Source organism: Gordonia metallireducens (assembly GCF_021245825.1).
Lineage (GTDB): Bacteria > Actinomycetota > Actinomycetes > Mycobacteriales > Mycobacteriaceae > Gordonia > Gordonia namibiensis.
This window is the reverse complement of the sequence record NZ_JAJQJP010000012.1, coordinates 1-6,711: the sequence shown is the minus strand read 5'-3', so window position 1 is coordinate 6,711 and position 6,711 is coordinate 1. Positions and strand designations below refer to the sequence as shown.

General features: G+C 68.0%; 5 protein-coding genes and 1 pseudogene. 2 read left to right on the top strand and 4 right to left on the bottom strand.

All coding sequences use genetic code 11. From position 1 onward, the window contains the following. The 3 genes and pseudogenes from LQD00_RS02990 to LQD00_RS02980 form a co-directional block, all read right to left on the bottom strand. Positions 1–208 (bottom strand): annotated as a pseudogene (locus tag LQD00_RS02990) (FAD-binding oxidoreductase); the annotation flags it as partial. A 7-nt stretch (positions 209–215) separates the two neighbouring features. Next, the gene (locus LQD00_RS02985; RefSeq protein ID WP_005194755.1) at positions 216–773 is read right to left on the bottom strand and encodes a TetR/AcrR family transcriptional regulator; all 558 of its coding nucleotides are present in this window, start codon (positions 771–773) and stop codon (positions 216–218) included. 84 nt (positions 774–857) lie between these two features. Continuing rightward, positions 858–1,913 carry a DMT family transporter gene (locus tag LQD00_RS02980; RefSeq protein ID WP_232715608.1) on the bottom strand — a complete coding sequence of 352 codons (1,056 nt, stop codon included), beginning with the start codon at positions 1,911–1,913 and terminating at the stop codon, positions 858–860. Positions 1,914–1,996: 83 nt separating this feature from the next. Between LQD00_RS02980 and LQD00_RS02975 the strand changes: the two genes are divergently transcribed. Beyond that, the gene (locus tag LQD00_RS02975; protein WP_232715607.1) at positions 1,997–2,896 is read left to right on the top strand and encodes a LysR family transcriptional regulator; all 900 of its coding nucleotides are present in this window, start codon (positions 1,997–1,999) and stop codon (positions 2,894–2,896) included. A gap of 175 nt (positions 2,897–3,071) precedes the next feature. On the opposite strand, the gene fgd is transcribed toward LQD00_RS02975, so the two are convergent. After that, complete coding sequence (gene fgd, locus LQD00_RS02970) at positions 3,072–4,082, bottom strand: glucose-6-phosphate dehydrogenase (coenzyme-F420) (RefSeq protein ID WP_006868839.1); 1,011 nt, start codon at positions 4,080–4,082, stop codon at positions 3,072–3,074. A gap of 183 nt (positions 4,083–4,265) precedes the next feature. Between fgd and LQD00_RS02965 the strand changes: the two genes are divergently transcribed. After that, positions 4,266–6,179 (top strand): ABC transporter ATP-binding protein, encoded by a 1,914-nt coding sequence (locus LQD00_RS02965; RefSeq protein WP_232715606.1) that lies wholly within the window; start codon positions 4,266–4,268, stop codon positions 6,177–6,179. Positions 6,180–6,711: the final 532 nt, after the last annotated feature.

Here is a 6,711-nt window from a genome sequence, read left to right as displayed (position 1 = left end):
CGTGGGCTCGGAGATGTGTATAAGCGGTGGGTGCGGGCGGGGTGACCGCCTCGGGCGCGACACCCCGATCCTCGGTGGCGTCGCCGGCCAACGCGGCCGCGGCGGCGGGGAGCTCGGTGACGCGGGTCGGGTCGCCCCAGCGCGGCCGGCGCATCTCGACGACCGGGATCGCGGTCTCGTCCGCGGTGGACTCCTGGTTCCCGGTCATCGTGCGATCACTCCTCGTTCTTGACTACCGCCCGTACGACGAGATCGGCGATCTGCTCGTCGGTGAGCGAACTGTCCGGGATGAGCATCAGCGAGTAGATCGTCCGCACCAGGAACTCCGCGGCCCCGCGCGGGTCCGGGACGAGCTGGTCCCGGATCGTCGGATCGAGATCGGGCAGCGTCTGGTCGACGATCTGGTGGATGAGGGTGGGACCCGACGAGTCGCTCGTCGCGACCAGCGCGCGCACGATCTCCTCGGGCTCCTTGCGCAGCACGTACTGCAGCGCCTCGTGTTCGCGGATGTAGGGCAGCACGTTCACGACCTGTGCGCGGACCTTGCCCGCGGCGTCGGGCGCCGAGGCCGACCACTCTCGCAGCTTCACCCGCAGCAGGGAGACCTCACGGTCGACGATCGCCGCAACCAGCGCATTCCGTCCACCGAACATGCGGTAGGCGGTCGCCCGGGCGACACCTGCGTGACGCGCCACGGACGTCAGACTCAACGTCTTGGCGCCGAAGCGGGAGACGAGTCCCACTCCGACATCCACCATGCGGTCACGATCCATGCGGAGAACTTATCGAATCGGGATGGGGTGTGGCCGTCCTGGTCGCCGTTGTCGAAGAAGAATCGCCACTTTGCATCGGTGGCGCTACGTGGAACTCGCGCTTCTGCCGGCGCCCCAGGGTTCCGTCTCGAGGTCCGCACCAAGCGCCTCGTCGTTCGCCGGGTGAGAGCGAGGGGCGGCGACACGTCCGCTCCGGCGGGTTCGCGGCAGCAACTGACGGGCGATCGCCACCCCGCCGATGCAGAGCACGCCGCCGATGATCCCGACGCCGGTCGGCAGTTCGTCGAGAAGCGCCCAGGACATCAGGATGACGATCGCCGGGACCACGAGGGTCGTCGCGGCCATGGCACCGGCATCGGTACGGGCGAGCGCATATGCCCAGGTGGAGAAGGCGATGGCGGTGGGCCCGACGCCGAGGTAGATCACCGCGACGATCGCGGAGGCATCGGCGTGGGCGAGTTCGGAGACTGCTGCCGGCGCGAACGGGAGCGTTGCGACGAGACCCGCGAGCGCACCGAGCCAGGTTGCGGTCAGCGCGTCGACGGAACGGAGCGCGGACTTCTGGATGAGCACGCCCGAGGCGTAGAGCACCGCAGCCGCGATCCCGAGGAGCACGCCGAGCCAGTCGGCATGTGCGTCGGCGGTGGCGGATCCGCCCGTGGCGATCAGCACGACGCCGGCGAACGCGATGGTCATGCCGATCACCAGATGCCTCGGGAACCCCTCGCCGAAGAACAGACCGGCAGCGACGGCGACGAGGATCGGCGCCAGGTTCACCAGCAGCGCCGCGGTACCGGCGTCGAGATGCTGTTCCGCCCAGTTCAGCAGGATGGTGTAACCGGCGAACCAGGCGACGCCATATGCGATGACCAGCATCAACGCGCGTCCACGCGGGAACACGGGGACCAGCGGACGGCCGTCGGCGGCGCTGCGTCGCCGCAACCGCACCACCAGCACGATGACCGTGAGCGGGACGACCGCCGCGAGTAATCGCAGGAACGCCATCGCCCCCGGCGAGAAGGAGTCACCCAGCGCCCGGATGCCCACGAACGCCGACGCCCACAGCACGACGGTGATGAGGGCGGCCAACGCCGGGAGCGAGACGCCGAGTAGAGAGGGGGACGAGGGGCGCGAGGTCATGTCAATCAGCGTCCGCCATGAAGCACTTCAGGACAAGTGAAAGTTTCTACCACTTTGTTAAGTCCGGCTGTATCGTCAATTCCATGGTCGACATCCACCGCCTCCGTGTTCTGCGCTCGGTCATCGGCGAGCGTTCCATCGGCGGAGCGGCGAATGCCCTGGGTTACACGCCATCCGCGGTGAGCCAGCACATCGCCACCCTTCAGCGCGAGACCGGACTGACCCTGGTGGAGCGTGACGGCCGTGGGATCGTCCCCACCGAGGCCGGCACCATCCTCGCCGCCGAATCCGAAGGGGTGTTCGAGGAACTCTCCCGGGTGGACGGGCTGATCTCAGAACTGCGCGATGGGCGGCTCGGGCAGATGCGCATGAACTACTTCGCCTCCGCGGGCGCCGCCTGGATCCCGCCGATCGTGGCCACGATCTCGCGCGAGTTCCCCGGCCTGCGACTCGATCTGCGGCTCATCGAGCTCGTCTCGGCGGCCACGGCCTCGCCCGATGTGGAGATCTACGTCGAGGACACCGAGCGCCCCGTTCCCGACCCCGCCGGGTTCGTCAGCCGCCCGCTGACGTCCGACCCGTATCACGCTGTGGTACCGGCCGATTCGGCGTGGGCGGCGTACGAGTCGGTGACCCTGCGGGAGCTATCCCAGGTGCCCTGGGTCGACAACGACGTCGCGCGCGGCCCGTGCCGTCAAGCACTCCTCAGCGCGTGCACGTCCGTCGGCTTCGTCCCCGACTTCAGCATCGAGACACAGGATTACCCGACGGCGATCCGCTTCGTCGCCGCCGGGGTCGGCCTCACGGTGGTACCGCAGCTCGCCCTGACCGACCTGCCCCCGGGGGTGGTGGCGATCCCCATCGTCGACCCCACTCCGACCCGTGCGATCCGGGTGCGTGTACGCCAGAGCGCACACGACCTCCCGCCGGTGCGGCGCGTGCTCGAACTCCTCGACGCCGCGGTGCTGCAACCGATCTCGTAGGCTTCGACAAGCTCAGCCGGCGGGGACGCGCTCAGCCGTTCCCGCGTGACGTTCACCCTGCCGCGGGCCCGATTCCCTCGCACTTATTGGCTGGCACCCGCAGGAGGTAATCCTGCCCGCGCGAAGGAAACACCCCAGCGCGAACACGACGGCGCCCCCGCCAAGGGCCGGGGAACTAGCCGAGCTTGCGCAGGCGCGGTTCCAGGTCGCGCTGGAAGTTCTCCAGGAAGCGACGCTGATCGTGGCCCGGGGCGTGGAAGACGAGGTGGTTGAGTCCGGCGTCGGTGTAGAACTTGACCTTTTCGACGGCCTCGTCGGGGTCGGAGGCGACGATCCAGCGCTTGGCGACCTGCTCGATCGGCAACTCGTCGGCGAGGCGTTCCATCTCGGTGGAGCTGTTGACGCTGTGCTTCTGCTCGGGGGTCAGCGACAGCGGCGCCCAGAAGCGCGTGTTCTCCAGCGCCAGTTCCGGATCCGGATCGTAGGAGATCTTGATCTCGATCATCTTGTCGATGGCGTCGAAGTCGCGTTCGGCCTTCTCCGCACCTTCCTTCACCGCAGGCAACAGCTTCTCGGTGTAGAGCTCGGCCCCCTTGCCCGAAGTACAGATGAAGCCGTCGCCGGAGCGTCCGGCGTAGCGGGCGACGACCGGACCGCCGGCGGCGACATACACCGGGATCGGTTGTTCCGGAACGTCATACATGTAGGCGCCCTGCGTGTGGTAGTACTCGCCGTCGAAGTTGACCTCTTCGCCGGTCCACAGTTCGCGCATGAGCTTGATCGACTCGCGCAGGCGGGCGAAGCGCTCCTTGAACTCGGGCCACTCGCCCTGGAATCCGGTGGCGTACTCGTTGAGGGCCTCGCCGGTACCGACACCGAGCATGATCCGGCCCGGGTACATGCAGCCCATGGACGCGAAGGCCTGGGCGATGACGGCCGGGTTGTAGCGGAAGGTCGGGGTCATGACCGACGTGCCGATCTGGACGCGCTTGGTGCGCTCACCGACGGCCGCCATCCACGCGAGCGAGAAGGGAGCGTGGCCGCCGTTGTGCCGCCACGGCTGGAAGTGGTCGCTCACCGCGACGGAGTCCAGCCCGTGCTCTTCGGCTGCGACCGCGATCTCCACCAGCTCGCGCGGATCGAACTGCTCCGCCGACGCCTTGAAACCGAGCTTGAGTTCTGCCATGAGCCTCGCCCCTAACCGTCGGCCGTGCCGACCTTTCCCCGGTCGATCCGCTGATCGTGATCGCCGCTGTGACCTCAGTTACCAACCTAGAGCATCGATGAGAGTGCCGGTCGTCCCGTCCGATCCGGGCATCCCGCCGCACGATTGGACCTCAAGTGAACTTTAAGTTCTACCCTGGGCGACATGAGTATGGAGTCGGTCGCCTGGGACATGATGTACAAGTCGTCGACCTCGCCGGACGGTAAGCGGTTACGGGGAGATCGACGCGCGACGCTGCGGCGCATCGGCGGGTTCGCGAGCCCGCACCGACGGCGGATCGTACTGTTCCTGGTGCTGTCGGTGTTCACCGCGGTCCTGACCGTGGTGACCCCGCTCCTCGCCGGGCGCGTCGTGAACCTCATCACCGACAACGGCGCCGAGTCGATGATCGTCGGGCTGGCGGTGGCGATCGCACTGATCGCGGTGGCCGAGGCCGCGGCCGGCATCGGTGTCCGCTGGTTGTCGTCGAACATCGGTGAGGGTCTCATCCTCGATCTCCGGCGCGCGGTCTTCGACCATGTCCAGCGCATGCCCGTCGCCTTCTTCACCCGGACCCGGACCGGAGCGCTGGTGAGCCGGCTCAACAACGACGTGATCGGTGCGCAGCGCGCCTTCAGCGACACCCTGTCCGGTGTGGTGTCGAACTTCGTGACGCTCACCCTGACGCTCGGCGTGATGATCTACATCAGTTGGCAGATCACGATTCTCGCTCTGGTACTGCTCCCGGTGTTCGTGATCCCGGCGCGTCGGATGGGAGGCCGGATGGCCGCCCTGTCGCGGGAGGCGGCCGAGCACAACGCCCGCATGTCGACGCAGATGACCGAACGGTTCTCCGCACCCGGCGCCACCCTGGTGAAGCTGTTCGGACGGCCCGACCTGGAATCCCGCGAGTTCGCCGACCGCGCAGATCGTGTGCGCGACATCGGTGTCCGGCGAGCCATGTTGCAGGCCTACTTCTTCACCGCCCTGACCCTGGTGTCGGCGCTCGCGCTCGCACTGGTCTACGGTCTCGGCGGATGGCTTGCGGTGCACGAACATCTGTCGGCGGGCGCGGTCGTGTCCCTCGCGCTGTTGCTGACCCGGATGTACGCACCGCTCACCGCCCTGGCGAACGCCCGGGTCGAGATCATGAGCGCGCTGGTCAGTTTCGAGCGCGTCTTCGAGGTCCTCGACCTGACCCCGCTGATCGTCGACGCCCCCGATGCCCGCCCGGTCCCCGGCACCGAGAGCGGCCGGCCGGTACCGGTGTCGGTGCGCTTCGACGACGTCTCCTTCGCCTACCCGTCGGCCGACAAGGTCTCGCTCGCATCCCTGGAAGAGGTTGCCCAGCTGGACAATCGGGCCGGGCAGACGGTTCTGCACCATGTGGATCTCGATGTCCCGGCGGGCAGCATGGTGGCCCTCGTCGGCAGTTCGGGTGCCGGCAAGTCGACCATCGCCAGTCTCGCCACGAGGTTGTACGACGTGGACGAGGGCTCGGTCCAGCTCGCCGGCGTCGACATCCGGGACCTGCAGATCGCGTCCGTGCATCGCACCGTCGGACTGGTCACGCAGGACGGACACCTCTTCCACGACACCATCCGCGCCAATCTCGTTCTCGCACGGCCCGACACCTCCGACGAGGAGATCTGGGACGCGCTGCGTCGAGCACGCCTCGAGGAACTGGTGAAGTCGTTGCCCGACGGACTCGACACGATCGTCGGCGAACGCGGCTACCGTCTCTCCGGCGGTGAGCGGCAACGGATGACCATCGCGCGTCTGCTGCTCGCACAGCCGTCGGTGGTGATCCTCGACGAGGCGACTGCACATCTGGATTCGACCTCGGAGGCGGCGGTTCAGGAAGCACTGGGCGAGGCCCTCGAGGGCCGCACCTCGATCGTCATCGCGCACCGCCTGTCGACGATCCGCGCCGCCGACCAGATCGTGGTGCTCGAAGCGGGCCGCGTCGTCGAACGCGGTGATCATCCGACGCTCCTCGCGCGCAACGGTCGCTACGCCGAGCTCTACCGCACCCAGTTCGCCGACGACGGGGACGAGGACGACCCACTCACGGCGTGATCGCGGAGCGGCCCGACCACCGCCGCCCCATCGAGACCAGCGACCCGACCACCGCCGCCCGATCGAGACCAGCGACCCGATCACCGCTGCCTGAGCAGCCTATGAGGGTTTGTGTCAATGGGTCCTGTGGTGGGGTGTGGGCGTGTGGGTGTTGCCGGGCGGCCTGGTTGGGCGGTCCGGGTGCGGGTGCTGGTGGTGGTTGGTCGGCCGGGGTCGTGCCTGGCGCGGGCTCTACCTAGCGGTCAAACGGGTTGGTACCCAACAGCCTTCATCCGAGCTCGGGTCGCGCCGGGTGGGACTGCTCAGGCTCAGGCGCGGGTTATGCCCTAGGTGCGGCGAGCTTGTCCCGGTCGGCGAGGTCTGGGTTCAGGCGGCGCTCACCTCCGCAGTCTGGGTTGGTCCCGCCAGGGTCGGGTCCCAGGGAGTGGCGGTGGTGATCACCACGTGCAGTTGGCGTAGCAAGGCAGCGGCGATAGCTACGTAGGCCTGGTTTGGTTGCAGCTGGTGGTGGGTGCGGGTGGTCAGGTGTTGG